Genomic DNA, 15515 nt, shown 5'->3' with positions numbered 1-15515 from the left:
CATGGCCGAAACCGCCCGCGACCCCGGCAAGATGCAGGTCTCCGACGAGGTGGCAATCCAGATCACCGCGATGAACAAGTGGTATGGCACCTTCCACGTGCTGCGCGACATCAACATGACGGTGCGGCGCGGCGAGCGGATCGTGATCTGCGGCCCGTCCGGGTCCGGCAAATCGACGCTGATCCGCTGCATCAACCGGCTGGAAGAACACCAGACCGGGCAGATCGTCGTCGATGGCACCGAACTGACAAGCGACCTGAAGAACATCGACAAGGTGCGGTCGGAAGTTGGCATGGTGTTCCAGCACTTCAACCTGTTCCCGCATCTGACGATTCTGGAAAACCTGACGCTGGCGCCAATCTGGGTGCGCAAGACCCCGAAGAAAGAGGCCGAGGAAGTGGCGATGCACTACCTGCGCAAGGTGAAAATCCCCGAGCAGGCGGCGAAATACCCCGGCCAGTTGTCGGGCGGTCAGCAGCAGCGGGTGGCGATTGCGCGCAGCTTGTGCATGAAGCCGCGGATCATGCTGTTCGACGAACCGACCTCGGCGCTGGACCCCGAGATGATCAAGGAAGTGCTGGATACCATGATCGAGCTGGCGCAAGAGGGCATGACCATGCTGTGCGTGACCCACGAGATGGGCTTTGCGCAGGCGGTGGCCAACCGGGTGATCTTCATGGACCAGGGCCAGATCGTCGAGCAGAACGAGCCGCGCGAGTTCTTCAACAACCCGAAATCGGAACGCACCAAGCTGTTCCTGAGCCAGATCCTCGGGCACTGACGGCGGTTTGCACGGGCGGAAGGCGGGCCTGCGGGTCCGCCTTTGTCATGTCCGGCGGGCGGGCTTTGTCGGCTTTGCGACACACCCTGCCGAAGGGCCCCGTGGATACAGGCTTTCCGGCCTTGGCACGATCTGTGCTTCCCCCAAGCTGTCTGCGTGAAACCGGCCCGGCCGGCCAATTCCGCCTGACCGTCGCAGGGCGGTGCGGGTGGCCCTTTTAGGAAATGAGACATGGCAAACGTGACTTTCTCTTCGCCGATGCTGCATCCCAGCAAGACGATCTACGCCGTGGCGGGCGACACCCACACCGTGCTGGCGCTGGCGCTGGCCAACCACATTCCGATCCCCTTCGATTGCCGCGACGGCAACTGCGCCTCGTGCCTGATCAAGGTGACCTATGCCGACCCCGCCAACCGCAAGGCGATTGCGCTGACCGAAAAGGAAAAGACGAAGCTGCGCGAGTTGGGCAAGCTGACGGCGGCGGAACTGGAAGACGCCGAGGTGCGCGACCTGCCGCCGCATTACCGGCTGGCCTGCCAGTTCATCGTGCGCGACGAGGATGTGACGATTTCCTATACCGGCGAGCCGGGTGGGGCGTGAAAGAAGCCGGGGGGTTTCACACCCCCCAGCCCGGCCATTGCTGGCCGGGCGTTCTTCACTGAAAACCTTCCACTGGAAGGTTTTCCGGGCGTTCATCACCCCCGAGGATATTTTTCCAGAGAAGATGCGGTTCAGACGGCCAGTTCGCGCGGCACGATGAAGTCGAGCGCGGCGGCGAGGCCCCAGTTGGCGTCCTCCCAAGCGTCAATGGCGAAATCGACGACCAGCGTGGCACCGGTGGGGTAACGCTGGAACTCGGGGTTGATCGGGGCATGGGCGACAAGCCGATGGGCGAACTCGGCGATGCCGGGGTTGTGGCCGATCATCATCACCGTATCGACCGTGGCATGGCGCAGCACCGCCAGCATCACATCGGCGCTGGCGTGGTAGAGCGCGGGTTTCAACTGCACGGTCACCGTGCCGGGCAGGGCGGGGGCGATGCCCGACCAGGTGGCGCGGGTGCGCAGCGCGTCCGAGCACAGCACCTTTTCCGGCACATAGCCGCGCGAGGCCAGCCAGTCGCCCAGATCGGCCGCCGCCGCCTTGCCGCGTTCGTTCAGCGGCCGGTCATGGTCGGGGGTCAGCGGGTCGTCCCAGTTGGACTTGGCGTGGCGCGTCAGGATCAGGCGCTTGGTCATCGGTGGAACTGCCCCATATGGTATGCGGATTGCTGTGGCATCCTTGCATAGGCAAGGGAGAGGGGGCAAGCGCGCCGGGCCACACAACCGCTTGTCAGGCAGTCTTTTCCGGCAGGTGCGTCAAGGTGGCCGTGGCAGGCGGCCAGATCGTAGCCTTGCGCGCCAAGGGCCGATACCGGGCAGGCGGTGCGGCAGGGTTGGCCCGCGCAGGTGTCGCAGGGGCGGGTGGCGGTGGGCAGGTCGATGGCCTCGGGCAGGGCCAGTGCGCCGCGGAACGACACCATCAGCCCGGCCTCGGCATGAACCAGCAGCCGGATCGGGCTTTCCCAGGCGCGGCCGGTGCGCAGCGCCCATTGGTAGAACGGCTGCCAGGGCGGGCCGCCGAAGGGGAACAGCGGCGTGGCGCCGAGGGTTGCGGCGATGTCGGTGATGGCGCGGCGCGACCAGCGGTCCACCGGGTCGGGGGTGCCGTCCCATTCGGGTTGGCTGGTGAGATGTGGCCAGAACCCCGGCTCGCGCGGGCCAAGAAGCATCAGGGTCCGGGTGCCTTCGGGAAGCGCATCTTCGGCGTTGGTGGCAAACCCGCCCAGAACCGCAAGGCAATGGCCGTCGGCTAGGGCCTCTATTTGGGCCAACGTCATGTCTCGCGCGGCTTTACCCGCGGCTCGGTCGAGCGGATCAGCGAGCCTGCACCGTGGTCGGTGAACAGCTCCAAGAGACAAGCGTTGGCGATGCGGCCATCGAGGATGACCACGGCGCGCACGCCCTGTTCCAGCGCCAGCAGCGCGGTTTCGGTCTTGGGAATCATCCCCCCGGCAATCACGCCGCTGTCGGTCAGGTCGCGCACCTCTTGCGGCGTCAGTTGCGTCATCACCTCGCCCGCCGCGTTCTTCACGCCGGAAACATCGGTCAAAAGCAGCAGCCGGTCGGCCTTCAGCGCCCCGGCGATCGCCCCGGCAGCGGTGTCGCCATTGACGTTGAAGGTCTCGTTCGGGCCCATGCCGGTAGCGACCGGCGCCACCACCGGGATTATGCCCGCGCCGAACAGATCGCGCAGCACCTGCACGTTCATCTCGACCGGGCGGCCGACAAAGCCCAGCTCCGGGTCGTCGGCGACGCAGACCATCATGTCGTCGTCCTTGCCGGAAAGGCCCACCGCGCGGCCGCCCTCGTCCATGATCGCCTGCACGATGCGCTTGTTGACAAGGCCGGTCAGCACCATCTCGACCACCTCGACCGTGGCCTTGTCGGTGACCCGCTTGCCGCGCACGAAGCGCGATTCGATGCCCAGCCGCTTCAGCAGGTCGTTGATCATCGGCCCGCCGCCATGCACCACCACCGGGTTCACCCCCACCTGCCGCATCAGCACGATATCGCGGGCAAATTCGGCCATCGCCGCCTCGTCGCCCATGGCGTTGCCGCCGAATTTCACCACCACCACGGCACCGGCATAGCGTTGCAGATAGGGCAGGGCTTCCGAAAGCGTGCGGGCGGTGGTGATGGATGCGTTCATGTCGGCAAGCTGCTTTTTCATGGGGTGCCCCCGGTTTGGGTTGGCCGCTTTGGTAGCCGCTTTGCGGCGCGCTGCCAAGACCGCGCGGCTGGCCTTGTCGTTCCCGACAATAAGGGTAAGTCTTTGCCGGTAACGCAAGGAGTGCAGCATGACGGAACAGAAAACACTGGTGCTGACCGGGGCCAGCCGCGGCATCGGCCATGCCACCGTCAAACGCTTCGAGATCGAGGGCTGGCGGGTGCTGACCTGCTCGCGCTATCCGTTCGACCCGCGATGCCCCTGGCCGAATGGCGAGGCCAGCCACATCCAGATCGACCTTGCCGACCCCAAGATGACGATTGCCGCGATCGAGACCATCAAGGGCAAGATCAACGGCAAGCTGCACGCGCTGGTCAACAATGCCGGGATTTCACCGAAAGGCCCGGGTGGGGCGCGGCTTTCGACGCTGGATACCGACCTGCGGACCTGGGGCCATGTGTTTCATGTAAACTTCTTTTCCTGCGTGGTGCTGGCGCGCGGGCTGATGAACGAACTGGCGGCGGCCAAAGGCTCGATCGTGAACGTCACCTCGATTGCCGGATCGCGGGTGCATCCGTTTGCCGGGGCGGCCTATGCGACATCCAAGGCGGCGCTGGCGGCGCTGACGCGCGAAATGGCGCATGATTTCGGGCCCTTGGGGGTGCGGGTCAACGCGATTGCGCCGGGCGAGGTGGAAACCGCGATCCTGTCGCCGGGCACTGACAAGATCGTTGACCAGTTGCCGCTGCGCCGGTTGGGCCAGCCCCGCGAGGTGGCGGACGCGATCTGGTTCCTGTGTTCGGATCAGTCGAGCTACATTTCCGGCGCCGAGATTGAAGTGAATGGCGCGCAGCATGTCTGACGGGAGCCAAAAGTTTTAGGAAAACTTTTGCAAAATCCTTGGAAGGATTTTGGTCTTACTGCAGCGTGGCGATGATCGCCCGCAGCGTCTCGATTCCGTCGCCTTTTTCGGCGCTGGTCACCACCAGTTCGGGATAGGCGGCGGGATGCTTGGCCAGCGCACCGCGCACCTGGTCGATGATCGCATCACGCTCGGCTTTCGACACCTTGTCGGCCTTGGTCAGCACCGCCTGGAAGGTCACGGCAGAGCGGTCGAGCAGGGTCAGAATCTCTTCGTCCACCGCCTTGACCCCGTGCCGCGTGTCGATCAGCACGAAGGCGCGGCGCAGGGTCTGGCGGCCTTGCAGATAGTTTTTCAGCAGCCGTTGCCACTTTTCCACCACCGCCACCGGCGCCTCGGCATAGCCATAGCCGGGCAGATCGACCAGATAGCGCTCGGTTCCCAGCGCGAAATAGTTGATTTCCTGGGTGCGGCCCGGCGTGTTCGAGGCGCGCGCAAGACTCTTGCGCCCGGTCAAGGCGTTGATCAGGCTGGATTTCCCGACATTGGAGCGGCCGGCAAAGCAGACCTCCAGCCGGTCGGCGGGCGGCAGGCCGGGCATCGCCACCACGCCCTTGACGAAATCCACCGGCCCCGCGAACAAGAGCCGCCCGGCCTCGCGGGCGGCAAATTCGGGCTCATCGGCCAGCGGGAAGGGCAAGCTCATGTCTTGGCCGGCGGTTTCTTCGTCGGGGCCTTGCGCGAATTGGCGGGCTTGGTGGCCACCGGCTTCGGCGCGGGCTTGGGCGCCGGTTTCGGGGCTGCTGCCTTGGCCACGGCGGGTTTCGGCGGCGTCACCCGCACCGACACCGGCTTTACCGCGGCGGGCTTTTTCTTGAACCCCGATTTGATGTTGCCGAAGATGTCGGGATGGTGGCCGTGGCTGCGCATGATGATGTATTGCTGGGTGAAGGTGATCACGTTGTTGGTGATCCAGTACAGCACCAGACCGCTGGCAAAGCTGCCCAGCATGAACATGAACACCCAGGGCATCCAGGCGAAGATCATCTGCTGCGTCGGATCAGCGGGCGCCGGGTTCAGTTTCTGCTGCAACCACATCGAGATGCCCAGCAGGATCGGTAGCAGTCCGATGAAGATGGTGGCCAGCAGGGTGCCGTGTTCCGGTGCGGCCCAGGGGGCCAGCCCGAAGAAGTTGAACAGCGACGAGCTGTCACGCGCCGAAAGGTCGGTCAGCCAGCCGAAGAACGGCGCGTGGCGCAGCTCCAGCGTGACGAAGATCACCTTGTAAAGCGAGAAGAAGATCGGAATCTGGATCAGCACCGGCAGACAGCCCGCCGCCGGGTTCACCTTCTTTTCCTTGTAGAGCTTCATCATCTCTACCTGGACCTTTTGCTTGTCGTCGCCGACCCGCTCTTTCATCGCCTCGATTTCCGGCTGCAATTCCTTCATCCGGGCCATCGAGACGTAGGATTTGTAGGCCAGCGGGAAGACGATGACCTTCAGCACCAGCGTCAGGCCGATGATCGCCAGACCCATGTTGCCGATCAGGGCGTTGAGGTTGTGCAGCACCCAGAACATCGGTTTGGTCAGGAAAAAGAACCAGCCCCAGTCGATCGAATCGATGAAGCCCGGCACGCCCGCGTCATTCTGGTAGCCGCGGATGGTGGCCCATTCCTTGGCACCGGCGAACAGCCGCGAGGTGGTTTCGGCTTTGGCGCCGGGGGCCACGACCAGCACCGGCTCCCGGGTTTCCACCTGATAGATGTCGGCGGAGGCGACGTATTTGGTGACCGAGGTGAAGGGTTTGCCCTGTGCCGGGATCAGCGTCGTCATCCAGTATTTGTCGGTGAAGCCGATCCAGCCGTCGGTGGTGGCCTCGACCACTTCGGCCTGCGCGCCTTCGCGTTCGACCACCGGCAGATCGACCAGATCCTTGTATTTGACCTCTTCCAGCTTGCCATCGGTGCGGCCGACCACGCCTTCGTGCAGCACATAGAAATTCTGCAGGCCGGCCGGTTTGCCGTGGCGGGCGACGATGCCATAGGGGGCCAGCCGGACTTCGGCGCCGGTGGTGTTTTCCACGCCTTGGGTCACGGTGAACATGTAATGGTCGTCAATCGCGATGGTGCGGGTGAAGTTCAGGCCCTTGCCATTGTCCCAGGCCAGGGTGACCGGCTGGCCGGGCGCCAGCGAAGTGCCCGCGGCCAGTTTCCATTCGGTATTGGCACCCGGCACGTCTTCATTGGCCAGATCGCCGCCCGGAGCCCAGCCGTAAAGTGCGTAATAGGCGCTGTCCTTGCCCACTGGCGACAGCAGCCGCACAATGTCAGAGGCAGGATCGAGCGATTCCTTGTAGCCCTTCAGCGACAGATCGTCGATCCGCCCGCCCAGCATCGAGATCGAGCCTTGCAGGAGCGGCGTGTCGATGGTCAGGCGCGGGGTTTCCGGCACGGCAGCGGCAGGTTCGGTGGTGGCGGCCGTGGTCTGGTCTGCCACCGGAGGCGTCAGGGCTTCGGTGGCCGAAATGGCGGGGGCGTTGGGATCGACCACCGGCTCGGGCGGCGGAAACAACACGAACCAGACCAGGATCACCAGGAAGCTGAGCGCCGTTGCAAGGATGAGGTTCTTGTTCTGACCGTCCATCTGGACCACCACCGTTCCTGTTCAGGGTTTGGCGTGGTTCAACAGAAGGGGGCACCAAAGGTCAAGCGGTTTTCCCGGTTTTGCTGGCATCCGAGGCGCTTTGCCCCGGTCTTGGGCGGTTATTCGGCTTGCGGCGGGCGGGCAGCGCAGAGGTTGGCTGCCGCAGCGCCGATCCTTGGGCTTAACGGGCGCGATGGCCGATGCGCGGGGTGGTGGCCACCTTGGTGCGATGCTGGGCGATCCAGTCGGCGGTGGCTTCGAAGGCCATCGGTCGGGCGATGCCGAAGCCTTGCACATGGCCGCAGCCCAGTTGCGCCAACATGGCATGTTCTCCCGGGGTTTCCACGCCTTCGGCCAGGGTCTCCAGCCCCAGTTGCTCGGCCAGCGACAGGATGGCCGAGACCATTTTCTGCTGCTCGCGGTCCTCGTCCACCTTGGTCACGAAGCTGCGGTCGATCTTCAGCCGCCGCACGGTGAAGCGGCGGATATTGGTGATCGAAGCGTGTCCGGTGCCGAAATCATCCAGATCAATGCCGCAGCCCAGCTTGGCCAGCGCCGCGATATTGTGCACGATCACGTCATTGTCGGTTTCGGCCACCACGGTTTCCAGAATCTCGACCGACAACCGTTCGGGTGTCAGGCCGAAGCGGTCCAGTTCCCATTTCAGCTTTTCCACCATCCGCGGGTTGCGCAACTCGGCGGCCGAGAAGTTCACGCCGACAGTGGGCACCTGCAGCCCGCTTTTGTCCCAGCGCACCAGGGCTGCCAGCGCGTGATACAGCATCACCTCTCCCAGCCGTTCGATCAGCCCGGCCTCTTCCAGTGCGGGCAGGAATTCCGCCGGCGAGACGAGTCCGCGGTCGGGGTGGTGCCAGCGCGCCAGCGCCTCGAACCCGGAAATCGCCCCGGTATCGGTGGACACCTGCGGCTGGAAATACGGCCGGATCTGGCCTTCATCCAGCGCGGTTTCCAGCAGGCCGCGCAGGGCGTCGCGGTCCGCACGGTTGCGCGCCATGTCGGGGGCAAAGCCGCGGATGGCACCGGGGCCGTTGCGCAGCGCCTCGTCGGCGGCCACCTGGGCGGCATCCAGCAGGGCGGCGCCACTGGGTTCGGGCGACCGAACGCCGAGGCAGAACCCGACCGAGCAGGTCACGTAAAGCCGCACCGCGTCGATGCTGATCGGCGGCGAGATCGCCGCTTGCAGCCGCGCCGACAGTTGCACCAGGGTTTCCAGATCAATCCGCCGCTGCGGGCTGAGCGCCACGGCAAAGCCGCCGCCCTCCAGCCGGGCGATGGTGTCGCCCGCGCGCAGGGCCGAACAGATGCGTTCGGCGCTGCGGGCCAGCACTTCGGTCTGCGCCGCGCGGCCATGCCGGTCCAGCAGCACATCGGCATCGTCGAACTGGATCACCACGCAGGCGGTGGTCTTGCCGGTGAAGGCGCTGTCGCGCATCACCCCATCCAGCACCGACACGATCTGTGGCCGCATCGCCAGCCCGGAAAGCCCCTCGGGCAGCGCCGTTGGCACCAGGTCGTGAAACCGGAAGGCACCCGCCACGGCAAAGGCCAGCGGCAGCCCCAGTGCCACCAGTATAAGCGCCTTTTCGCCGCCCAGCCAGAAGGTCGCCAGCGTCAAGGCGGGCAGGAACACCATCAGTTCGGGCCGCCGGAACTGTGCCATCAGCCAGATCAGCCGCCCCGATACTCCCGCCCCGTTCCGATCGCTCATCGCCCTGACCTCGCGCTGCAAAGGGCCGACAGCTGCCCTTCCAACGCCAGACCCTAAGGACCGACCCTGATCTCTTCGTTAATTTTCCCCGCCAAGTTGCAGCGCATTTTCATTAAATGTTCCGCTTTCGTTCGCAAGGCCGGCAAAGTCGAAAATCCCCGGGTCCAGCAGGTGCGAGGGCCGCACATTGGCCAGCGCCCGCGCCATCACCTGCCGCCGCCCGGGGCTGCGCGCCTCCCATCCATCCAGCAAGGCCTTGATTTGCTTGCGTTGCAACTGCTCCTGACTGCCGCACAGATCGCAGGGGATGATCGGGTAGGCCATCGCCCGGGCAAAGGCGTCGCAATCGGCCTCGGCCACCATGGCCAGCGGGCGACAGACAAAAAGATCGCCCTCCTCGTTCAGCAGCCGCGGCGGCATGGTGGCCAGTCGCCCGCCGTGGAACAGATTCATGAAGAAGGTTTCCAGGATGTCATCGCGGTGATGCCCCAGCACAACCGTTGAGCAACCCTCCTCGCGGGCGATGCGATACAGGTTGCCGCGCCGCAGCCGCGAGCACAGCGCGCAGGTGGTCTGACCGGCGGGCACCTTGTCCATCACGATGGAATAGGTGTCCTGATACTCGATACGGTGCGCCACCCCCATGCGGGTCAGAAATTCCGGCAGCACCGTCTCCGGAAAACCGGGCTGACCCTGATCAAGGTTGCAGGCCAGCAGATCGACCGGCAGCAGCCCGCGCCACTTCAACTCGTGCAGCACCGCCAGCAGGGTATAGCTGTCCTTGCCGCCCGACAGGCACACCAGCCAACGGTCGCCGCGCCGCGCCATGCCATATGTGTCGATCGCCGCCCGCACCTCGCGCACCAGGCGTTTGCGCAGCTTGGCAAAATCGTCGGTGTCGGGGGCGCCGGCAAACAGCGGGTGGATCGGATCATCTGGCATGGCAAACCTTCGGCTGGATCCCGGCTGGATGCCAGAGCCGCCGGGCCGATGCAAAGGCTTTGGCCGCGGCGCAACCCGTGGTAGCATAGGCGCATTGCCTGAACCGTCAGGAGGACGCCGATGGATTTCGTCTTCTGCACCCGCAACCTGCACAACGGCGCTTTTGGCAGCGAGCCGGGGCCGACCCGGTTTCTGCAAGTGCCGCAAGCCGCCGCCACACCTGACCCGTCGCACGCCATCACCCGCCGCAACTGGTTCGATGCAGTCATCGCCGAGGCCGAGGTGCGGCGCAATCCGCGCACCGGGCGGGCCGTGGGTGACGTGCTGATCTATGTGCATGGCTACAACACCGCGCAATCGCTGATGCTGCAACGCCACCGGCTGATCCGCGCAGGCCTGGAGGCGCTGGGATATCAAGGTGTTGTGGTCAGCTTCGATTGGCCCTGCGCCGAGGCGGCGCTGAACTATCTGGAAGACCGCACCGACGCCAAGCTGACCGCGATCCGGCTGGTTGATGACGGCGTGGCACCCTTCTCGCGGCTGATCGACCAGGGCTGCGAGATTTCGGTGCATCTGCTGGCCCATTCGATGGGGGCCTATGTCGTGCGCGAGGCCTTTGACGATGCCGACGACCGCCCCGCCGTGGCGGCGACCAGCTGGATGGTCAGCCAGGTGATTCTGGCCGCAGCCGACGTGTCGGCCGACTCGATGGGCACCAGCCCGAAAAGCTCGTCGCTGTATCGGCATTGCGCGCGGCTGACCAACTATTCGAACCCGTTCGATTCCGTGCTGTCGATCTCCAACATGAAGCGGGTGGGGGTTTCGCCGCGGGTGGGGCGGATCGGGCTGCCGGTCAGCGCCCCGGCCAAGGCGGTAAATGTCGATGTCGGCATCTATTACGACGAACACCGCGCCGAGTTTGCCGGTATCGTGAACCCGGACCATTCCTGGTATTTCCACGATGCCCAATGGCTTAAGGACGTGCACCTGACCTTGCAGGGCGAGATCGACCGCGACTCGATCCCGACGCGGTTCCTGGCCAATGACAAGCTTTACCTGCGGGTTGACTGATCGAACTCGGGGTCGGCGCCGGGCACCGGGTCGTAGCCATGGCCGCCCCAGGGGTGGCAGCGGCAGATGCGGTGCACCGCCAGATAGCCGCCCTTGGCAGCGCCATGCCGCTCCAGCGCCTCCAGCGCATAGGCGCTGCAGGTGGGCTGGAACCGGCAGCCATTGCCCAGCCAGGGGCTGAGGAACAGACGGTAAGCCCGCACGGGCAGCGCCAGGATTTGCGCCAGCGGAGTCATGGCCGGGCCTGCGGCTTGGCGTTGTGAATCTGGCCCATGGCGGTGGCAAGATCGGCCAGCAAGGCCTTGAAATCCCGCGCGATGGTGGCGCTGGGGCGGCCGACCAGCACATAGTCCCAGCCGGGCTGCGCCAGTTTCGGCAGCACCGCCCGCGCCACCTCGCGCAGCCGCCGCTTGGCGCGGTTGCGGGCGACGGCGTTGCCGATCTTTTTCGAACAGGTAAAGCCGACGCGCACGCCGGGCTGGCTGTCGCCGCGGTTGCGCGCCTGCAGCAGGAACCCCGGTGTGCCCTGACGGCGGGCCGAGGCGGCGCGCAGGAAATCGGCACGTTTGCCGATGATGGCAAGCTTCGGCAGACAAACGGAAACCGCCGGAGGCGCTGCGGGTGCCCCGGCATCGCTGCCTGCGCCCTCTGCCTCCGGCGGTGTCATCTCATTGCCCCTGGAAAGGGAAAAGTGTCAGGCCGACAGCTTTTTGCGGCCCTTGGCGCGACGGGCGGCCAGAACCAGACGGCCGCCTTTGGTGGCCATGCGGGCGCGAAAGCCGTGACGGCGGGCGCGAACCAGGTTCGACGGTTGAAAAGTGCGCTTCATCGCGGGTCTCCATCAGACATATCGCCCAAACCCCAGCGGATTCGGCCAAGCTTCATATTCGAAGCCCGTCCTTTACGGTCGGATCGGGGGCAAGTCAATTCGCCCGCGGCGCATATTTGCAGGATTTCGCGCGCGGGGCGGGGTTTTGCCGCGTCTGGTGGCGCGATCACCGCCGATCAAGGTCGTGTGAGGCCCCTATCGCCGCGGCAATCGATCGGCCATCCTGTTCTCTTGTGCTTCAGGAGCCGATTTTGACCGAAATGCCCGCAAACCCGTCAGCCTCGCCCTGGCGCAAGCTGCCGTTCCTGCTGATTCTGCTGGTGGCCGGGCTGGGGGCCTTCCTTTTGCGCGACCAGTTGAGTTTCGCGCAACTGGCCGAACACCGCGACGCCCTGCTGGCGCTGCGCGACCAGCATCCCATGGGGGCGGCGCTGGGCTTCGTGCTGGCCTATGTGCTGATCGTGGGATTCAGCCTGCCCGGTGCCACGGTGGCGACGCTGACTGGCGGCTTTCTGTTCGGGCTGTTTCCCGGCGTGGTCTATAATGTGGTCGCAGCCACGCTGGGGGCGGTGGCGATCTTTGCGGCGGCGCGGATGGGGTTTGGCGACCGGTTTGTTGCAAAACTGCAAGAATCTGGTGGTCAGGTGGCCAGATTGCAGGCCGGATTGCGTGAAAATGAATGGTCGGTGCTGTTTCTGATGCGGCTGGTTCCGGTGGTGCCGTTCTTTATGGCCAATCTGATCCCGGCGTTTCTGGGGGTGCGACTGCACCGCTTTGTCATCAGCACCGCGCTGGGCATCATTCCGGGCGCGCTGGTGTTCACCTCGGTCGGATCGGGGCTGGGGGCGGTGTTCGACCGCGGCGAGACGCCCGATCTGGGCGTGATCTTCGCGCCGCAGGTGCTGTTGCCGATGCTGGGGCTGGCGGCGCTGGCGGCCTTGCCGATGCTGCTGCGGTTTTGGCGGCGGGCGGGTTGAGCCTGCACTTGGCAATGGTCGTGCAGAACACTGTTTTTCCCTGAAAATCTTTGCTACCTCTGGGTGCAGGCGGTCTTTTCGGGCTGCCCGAGGGCATATCGGCGGCAGAGCCGGGGGACTGTCTGCCCCCCGGACCCCCCGAGGATATTTGAGAACAGATGAAAGGGCAGCGGGCGGTGCGGGGCAGGGGCGGCTTTCTGAACACGCTGTCGGGGCGGTTCCTGCTGTTGACCGTGGGCTTCGTCATGCTGGCCGAAGTGCTGATCTTCGTGCCGTCAATTGCCCGGTTCCGGGTGGATTACCTGTCGCTGCGGCTGGAAAAGGCGCAGATCGCCTCGCTGGCGCTGCTGGCCAATGACGGGATGATCACGCCGGAACTGGAGACGGAACTGCTGGCCAATGCCGGGGTGTTCAACGTGGTGCTGCGGCGCGACGAGGTGCGGCAACTGGTGCTGTCGTCACCGATTCCGACGCCGGTGGCGGCGACCTATGACCTGCGCAGCGCCGGATCCTGGCAGATGATCCGCGATGCGCTGGCCGGGCTGGCCGATCCGGAGGACCGGGTGGTGCGGGTGATCGGCAATCCGGTGCAGCAGGCCGGGCTGCTGATCGAGATCACCCTGCGCTCGGCACCGCTGCGGCAGGCGATGCTGGACTATGGACAGCGGATTCTGGGGCTGTCGGCGCTGATTTCGGCGGTGACGGCGGGGCTGTTGTTTCTTGCGGTGCGGCGGCTGATGGTGCTTCCGATCCGCCGGGTGGTGCGGCACATGCAATCCTATGCCGAGGCGCCCGAGGATGGCCGCCGGGTGATCGCCCCCACCGCCAAGGTGGCCGAATTGCGCGCCGCCGAGGATGCGTTACAGACGCTGCAGACCCAGTTGACCGGCGCTTTGCGGCAGAAAGAGCGCTTGGCGCAACTGGGGTCGGCGGTGGCCAAGATCAGCCACGATCTGCGCAACATCCTGACCACGGCGCAACTGTTTGCCGACCGGATCGAGACCAGCGCCGATCCGGCGGTGGCGCGGGCGGCGCCCAAGCTGGTCGGCTCGATCAGCCGGGCGGTCAGCTTGTGCGAATCGACGCTCGCGTTCGGGCGGGCCGAGGAGCATCCGCCGAAGCTGGCGCGGCTGGCCTTGCGTCCCTTGGTCGAGGATGTGGCGGCGGGCGAGGGGCTGGACGGGGCGTCAAACCCGGCCTGTCTGATCGACGTGGCCGCGGGCCTGACGATCCGCGCCGACGCCGAGCAGTTGTATCGGGTGCTGTCCAATCTGGTGCGCAACGCCCGGCAGGCGATCGAGGCCACCGGCACCCCCGGCACCATCGAGATTGCCGCGGGCGAGGATGACACCGCCTGGTGGATCCGGGTGGGCGACACCGGCCCCGGCCTGCCTGCGAAAGCCCGCGAGCATCTGTTCGCGGCGTTTCAGGGCGGCACCCGCAAGGGCGGCTCGGGGCTTGGGCTGGCCATCGCCGCTGAGCTGGTGCGCGGCCATGGCGGGCGGCTTGACCTGGTGCGATCCGACGCCGAGGGCACCGAGTTCATGATCCGGCTGCCGCGGGCCGAGGGGCTGGCCGAGGAAACCTGAGCCCTGCGGTTTTGTCAGGGGCTGCGGTTTTTCGCCCTTGCAAAGCCCGGCCCCTGTCGCTAAATCCGCCTCACCGTGCACCCGTAGCTCAGCTGGATAGAGCATCAGACTACGAATCTGAGGGCCGGGCGTTCGAATCGCTCCGGGTGCACCACATCTTTCCGCAACAAATCGTTTTTGCCTTGAACAGCGGGCGATTGCCTGTTGGGCGATGCGTCACGTTTCCGCTGTGCGGCGCCTGTCTGACCAAGGGTTGCTGACAGTTCCCTGTATTACCCGGTACGCAGCGGCTTTTCCGTCAGACTGGTTTTTTCCGATGCCGGATGCATGCGGGCCACGCCGCGCCCGGCGTGTTTGCCGGCGTAAAGCGCCAGATCGGCGTCACTGACCATCTGTTCGGGGGTCGGCGTGGGGTAAAGGGTCGAAATCGTCATGCCGATGCTGGCGGAAATCCGGCAGGGATTGCCCTCGAAATCCATCGGCTGTTTCAGCTTGGCGATGATGCGGTTGGCGATGGTCAGCAGCCGGGCCGGATCGGTCTGGCGCGGCAGCAGCACGGTAAATTCGTCGCCGCCGACCCGCGCCACGGTGTCGCCGGTGCGGGTTTCATCCACCAGCACCCGCGCCACCTGTCGCAGCACATGGTCGCCCGCCGCATGGCCCAGCGTGTCGTTCACCGTCTTGAAGAAATCCAGATCAATGTGCATCAGCCCGAACGGAATGTCCCGCTCGATGGTCTGGACAAGCGCGTGATCCAGCGCCCGGCGGTTGCGCAAGCCGGTCAGCATGTCGGTCAGGGCCTGTTCCTCGGCCGCGGCCTTGGCGCCGTGCAGCCGCAGGTTCAACTGGCGCAATTCCTCCATCACCGCCGACTTGGCCTCGACCAGATACAGCAGTTCCACCGCCAGATCGGTGGCGGCGAAGTCGGCGTCGGTCAGGGCGTGATGGCGCACTGCGTCAATGATCTCGATGCCGAAGGACAGGTTGAGCAATATCCCCAGCCCGTCGGCCAGCGGGATGGCGATGCCGCGAAAGGCCTGGCCGCCGGGGCCGCGCAGCGACAGATAAAGCCGGTTGCCCGCACGGCGATGCAGGTCTTGCACCGAGGCGATGCCGCCGGGGCGCCTGATTTCGAACAAGTCGAAGAAGCCGCGCCCGATCAGCCGCCCATCCGGCACCAGCTTGCGCAGGGTCGGGCCGCAGGCAAAGATATGGCCGGTCGCTGACAGGCACAGATGCATCGGCATCAGCCGGTCCAGCGCCTGGGTGGTCATGCTGACTTCGGTTTCGCGCACCGACCCATCCATCGCTCAGCCCGCCCGC

The 15515-nt window shown here is 65.5% G+C and carries 17 protein-coding genes and 1 tRNA gene; 7 read left to right on the top strand and 11 right to left on the bottom strand.

The window, feature by feature from the left end; all coding sequences use genetic code 11:
- The first annotated feature begins 1 nt into the window (after position 1).
- Positions 2-781, top strand: coding sequence for an amino acid ABC transporter ATP-binding protein (locus RSW2DRAFT_RS15475; protein ID WP_008032638.1), 780 nt, complete (start codon positions 2-4; stop codon positions 779-781).
- Between the two features lie 231 nt (positions 782-1012).
- Complete coding sequence (locus tag RSW2DRAFT_RS15470) at positions 1013-1381, top strand: 2Fe-2S iron-sulfur cluster-binding protein (RefSeq protein ID WP_008032636.1); 369 nt, start codon at positions 1013-1015, stop codon at positions 1379-1381.
- Positions 1382-1512: 131 nt separating this feature from the next.
- On the opposite strand, the gene RSW2DRAFT_RS15465 is transcribed toward RSW2DRAFT_RS15470, so the two are convergent.
- From RSW2DRAFT_RS15465 to argB, 3 genes are read right to left on the bottom strand one after another with little or no spacing between them, the layout of a single operon-like run.
- Positions 1513-2019, bottom strand: a complete 507-nt coding sequence (locus tag RSW2DRAFT_RS15465) for a SixA phosphatase family protein (RefSeq protein ID WP_008032635.1) — start codon at positions 2017-2019, stop codon at positions 1513-1515.
- Positions 2016-2660 (bottom strand): hypothetical protein, encoded by a 645-nt coding sequence (locus tag RSW2DRAFT_RS15460; protein ID WP_008032632.1) that lies wholly within the window; start codon positions 2658-2660, stop codon positions 2016-2018. The genes RSW2DRAFT_RS15465 and RSW2DRAFT_RS15460 overlap by 4 nt, the downstream gene beginning before the upstream one ends.
- Positions 2657-3553, bottom strand: a complete 897-nt coding sequence (argB, locus tag RSW2DRAFT_RS15455) for an acetylglutamate kinase (RefSeq protein WP_008032630.1) — start codon at positions 3551-3553, stop codon at positions 2657-2659. Before argB ends, RSW2DRAFT_RS15460 begins: the two co-directional genes overlap by 4 nt.
- A gap of 127 nt (positions 3554-3680) precedes the next feature.
- On the opposite strand from argB, the gene RSW2DRAFT_RS15450 reads away from it, so the two are divergent.
- Positions 3681-4412 (top strand): SDR family NAD(P)-dependent oxidoreductase, encoded by a 732-nt coding sequence (locus RSW2DRAFT_RS15450; protein ID WP_008032628.1) that lies wholly within the window; start codon positions 3681-3683, stop codon positions 4410-4412.
- A 55-nt stretch (positions 4413-4467) separates the two neighbouring features.
- Here the strand turns inward: RSW2DRAFT_RS15450 and yihA are convergent, their stop codons facing one another.
- The 4 genes from yihA to ttcA form a co-directional block, all read right to left on the bottom strand.
- Entirely contained in the window at positions 4468-5118 is a 651-nt protein-coding gene (gene yihA, locus RSW2DRAFT_RS15445) for a ribosome biogenesis GTP-binding protein YihA/YsxC (protein WP_008032625.1), read from the bottom strand.
- The gene (gene yidC, locus RSW2DRAFT_RS15440) at positions 5115-7055 is read right to left on the bottom strand and encodes a membrane protein insertase YidC (protein WP_008032623.1); all 1941 of its coding nucleotides are present in this window, start codon (positions 7053-7055) and stop codon (positions 5115-5117) included. The genes yihA and yidC overlap by 4 nt, the downstream gene beginning before the upstream one ends.
- Before the next feature lie 181 nt (positions 7056-7236).
- Positions 7237-8784 (bottom strand): putative bifunctional diguanylate cyclase/phosphodiesterase, encoded by a 1548-nt coding sequence (locus tag RSW2DRAFT_RS15435; RefSeq protein ID WP_008032620.1) that lies wholly within the window; start codon positions 8782-8784, stop codon positions 7237-7239.
- A 78-nt stretch (positions 8785-8862) separates the two neighbouring features.
- A complete protein-coding gene (ttcA, locus tag RSW2DRAFT_RS15430) occupies positions 8863-9726 on the bottom strand; it encodes a tRNA 2-thiocytidine(32) synthetase TtcA (protein WP_008032618.1) in 864 nt (287 codons plus the stop codon).
- A 120-nt stretch (positions 9727-9846) separates the two neighbouring features.
- On the opposite strand from ttcA, the gene RSW2DRAFT_RS15425 reads away from it, so the two are divergent.
- Positions 9847-10797 (top strand): alpha/beta hydrolase, encoded by a 951-nt coding sequence (locus RSW2DRAFT_RS15425; protein WP_008032615.1) that lies wholly within the window; start codon positions 9847-9849, stop codon positions 10795-10797.
- On the opposite strand, the gene yidD is transcribed toward RSW2DRAFT_RS15425, so the two are convergent.
- From yidD to rpmH, 3 genes are read right to left on the bottom strand one after another with little or no spacing between them, the layout of a single operon-like run.
- Positions 10779-11033, bottom strand: a complete 255-nt coding sequence (yidD, locus tag RSW2DRAFT_RS15420; protein WP_008032613.1) for a membrane protein insertion efficiency factor YidD — start codon at positions 11031-11033, stop codon at positions 10779-10781. The two genes, RSW2DRAFT_RS15425 and yidD, sit on opposite strands and share 19 nt — an antisense overlap.
- Positions 11030-11464 (bottom strand): ribonuclease P protein component, encoded by a 435-nt coding sequence (gene rnpA, locus RSW2DRAFT_RS15415; protein WP_008032611.1) that lies wholly within the window; start codon positions 11462-11464, stop codon positions 11030-11032. Before rnpA ends, yidD begins: the two co-directional genes overlap by 4 nt.
- Positions 11465-11491: 27 nt before the next feature.
- Positions 11492-11626, bottom strand: coding sequence for a 50S ribosomal protein L34 (gene rpmH / locus RSW2DRAFT_RS15410; RefSeq protein WP_008032609.1), 135 nt, complete (start codon positions 11624-11626; stop codon positions 11492-11494).
- 260 nt (positions 11627-11886) lie between these two features.
- Between rpmH and RSW2DRAFT_RS15405 the strand changes: the two genes are divergently transcribed.
- The 3 genes from RSW2DRAFT_RS15405 to RSW2DRAFT_RS15395 all read left to right on the top strand — a co-directional run bounded on the left by RSW2DRAFT_RS15405 (position 11887) and on the right by RSW2DRAFT_RS15395 (position 14346).
- On the top strand, positions 11887-12603 hold the full coding sequence (locus RSW2DRAFT_RS15405) for a TVP38/TMEM64 family protein (protein ID WP_040672423.1): 717 nt from the start codon (positions 11887-11889) through the stop codon (positions 12601-12603).
- 158 nt (positions 12604-12761) lie between these two features.
- A complete protein-coding gene (locus RSW2DRAFT_RS15400) occupies positions 12762-14192 on the top strand; it encodes a sensor histidine kinase (protein WP_008032604.1) in 1431 nt (476 codons plus the stop codon).
- A gap of 77 nt (positions 14193-14269) precedes the next feature.
- Positions 14270-14346: transfer RNA gene (locus RSW2DRAFT_RS15395), tRNA-Arg, on the top strand.
- 118 nt (positions 14347-14464) lie between these two features.
- On the opposite strand, the gene RSW2DRAFT_RS15390 is transcribed toward RSW2DRAFT_RS15395, so the two are convergent.
- Positions 14465-15487: a diguanylate cyclase domain-containing protein gene (locus RSW2DRAFT_RS15390; RefSeq protein WP_332250919.1), complete on the bottom strand. Its 1023-nt coding sequence runs from the start codon at positions 15485-15487 to the stop codon at positions 14465-14467.
- Positions 15488-15515: the final 28 nt, after the last annotated feature.

It is taken from the genome of Rhodobacter ferrooxidans (assembly GCF_000176015.1).
In the GTDB taxonomy this organism is placed as follows: Bacteria; Pseudomonadota; Alphaproteobacteria; order Rhodobacterales; family Rhodobacteraceae; genus Pseudorhodobacter_B; species Pseudorhodobacter_B ferrooxidans.
Note: the sequence above shows the minus strand (reverse complement) of the source record. Positions and strands in the feature narration are given on the sequence as shown.

Coding starts and splice junctions, on each gene's coding strand:
- RSW2DRAFT_RS15475 (WP_008032638.1), top strand. CDS start 2: ATGGCCGAAACCGCCCGCGACCCCGGCAAGATGCAGGTCTCCGACGAG.
- RSW2DRAFT_RS15470 (WP_008032636.1), top strand. CDS start 1,013: ATGGCAAACGTGACTTTCTCTTCGCCGATGCTGCATCCCAGCAAGACG.
- RSW2DRAFT_RS15465 (WP_008032635.1), bottom strand. CDS start 2,019: ATGACCAAGCGCCTGATCCTGACGCGCCACGCCAAGTCCAACTGGGAC.
- RSW2DRAFT_RS15460 (WP_008032632.1), bottom strand. CDS start 2,660: ATGACGTTGGCCCAAATAGAGGCCCTAGCCGACGGCCATTGCCTTGCG.
- argB (WP_008032630.1), bottom strand. CDS start 3,553: ATGAAAAAGCAGCTTGCCGACATGAACGCATCCATCACCACCGCCCGC.
- RSW2DRAFT_RS15450 (WP_008032628.1), top strand. CDS start 3,681: ATGACGGAACAGAAAACACTGGTGCTGACCGGGGCCAGCCGCGGCATC.
- yihA (WP_008032625.1), bottom strand. CDS start 5,118: ATGAGCTTGCCCTTCCCGCTGGCCGATGAGCCCGAATTTGCCGCCCGC.
- yidC (WP_008032623.1), bottom strand. CDS start 7,055: ATGGACGGTCAGAACAAGAACCTCATCCTTGCAACGGCGCTCAGCTTC.
- RSW2DRAFT_RS15435 (WP_008032620.1), bottom strand. CDS start 8,784: ATGAGCGATCGGAACGGGGCGGGAGTATCGGGGCGGCTGATCTGGCTG.
- ttcA (WP_008032618.1), bottom strand. CDS start 9,726: ATGCCAGATGATCCGATCCACCCGCTGTTTGCCGGCGCCCCCGACACC.
- RSW2DRAFT_RS15425 (WP_008032615.1), top strand. CDS start 9,847: ATGGATTTCGTCTTCTGCACCCGCAACCTGCACAACGGCGCTTTTGGC.
- yidD (WP_008032613.1), bottom strand. CDS start 11,033: ATGACTCCGCTGGCGCAAATCCTGGCGCTGCCCGTGCGGGCTTACCGT.
- rnpA (WP_008032611.1), bottom strand. CDS start 11,464: ATGACACCGCCGGAGGCAGAGGGCGCAGGCAGCGATGCCGGGGCACCC.
- rpmH (WP_008032609.1), bottom strand. CDS start 11,626: ATGAAGCGCACTTTTCAACCGTCGAACCTGGTTCGCGCCCGCCGTCAC.
- RSW2DRAFT_RS15405 (WP_040672423.1), top strand. CDS start 11,887: ATGCCCGCAAACCCGTCAGCCTCGCCCTGGCGCAAGCTGCCGTTCCTG.
- RSW2DRAFT_RS15400 (WP_008032604.1), top strand. CDS start 12,762: ATGAAAGGGCAGCGGGCGGTGCGGGGCAGGGGCGGCTTTCTGAACACG.